The sequence below is a fragment of the Vibrio sp. M260112 genome, from assembly GCF_036533775.1.
GTDB lineage: Bacteria > Pseudomonadota > Gammaproteobacteria > Enterobacterales > Vibrionaceae > Vibrio.
Window position 1 is genome coordinate 1 of record NZ_JATABH010000185.1, and the last position, 583, is coordinate 583.

Consider the following 583-nt stretch of genomic DNA (forward strand, 5'->3'; position numbering starts at 1 on the left):
AAGCCGCTGCCTTACCGCTTGGCGATAGACCTGCAGTGCTCTCAAAGAGAGACTTAAAGAATGGTGCGGAAAGAGAGACTTGAACTCTCACACCTTGCGGCGCCAGAACCTAAATCTGGTGCGTCTACCAATTCCGCCATTTCCGCATCTTGTTCTGTAGTAATCCTGATAATTGGTAAAATCAAGATAACGTTGTATATGGTGGCTACGACGGGATTCGAACCTGTGACCCCATCATTATGAGTGATGTGCTCTAACCAGCTGAGCTACGTAGCCATAGTGATTAAGAATGGTGCGGAAAGAGAGACTTGAACTCTCACACCTTGCGGCGCCAGAACCTAAATCTGGTGCGTCTACCAATTCCGCCATTTCCGCATCTTAATCTGTAGTCATCCTGATAATTGGTAAAATCAAGACAACGTTGTATATGTCAGGCTACTGATAGCCTAACCAGGAACAATAGATGTGGCATCTAGTGAGCCTATAAATAATGGCAGGTCTACCTGGATTCGAACCAGGGAATGGCGGCATCAAAAGCCGCTGCCTTACCGCTTGGCGATAGACCTGCAGTGCTCTCAAAGAG

The 583-nt window shown here is 47.3% G+C and carries 4 tRNA genes; all 4 read right to left on the minus strand.

Going from position 1 to position 583, the window contains the following annotated elements:
• Positions 1–61 precede the first annotated feature (61 nt).
• The 4 genes from QTN95_RS20960 to QTN95_RS20975 all read right to left on the minus strand — a co-directional run bounded on the left by QTN95_RS20960 (position 62) and on the right by QTN95_RS20975 (position 566).
• Positions 62–146, minus strand: a tRNA-Leu gene (locus QTN95_RS20960).
• Between the two features lie 53 nt (positions 147–199).
• A tRNA-Met gene (locus QTN95_RS20965) sits at positions 200–276 on the minus strand.
• 14 nt (positions 277–290) lie between these two features.
• A tRNA-Leu gene (locus tag QTN95_RS20970) sits at positions 291–375 on the minus strand.
• Positions 376–491: 116 nt separating this feature from the next.
• A tRNA-Gln gene (locus QTN95_RS20975) sits at positions 492–566 on the minus strand.
• Between the last annotated feature and the right edge of the window lie 17 nt (positions 567–583).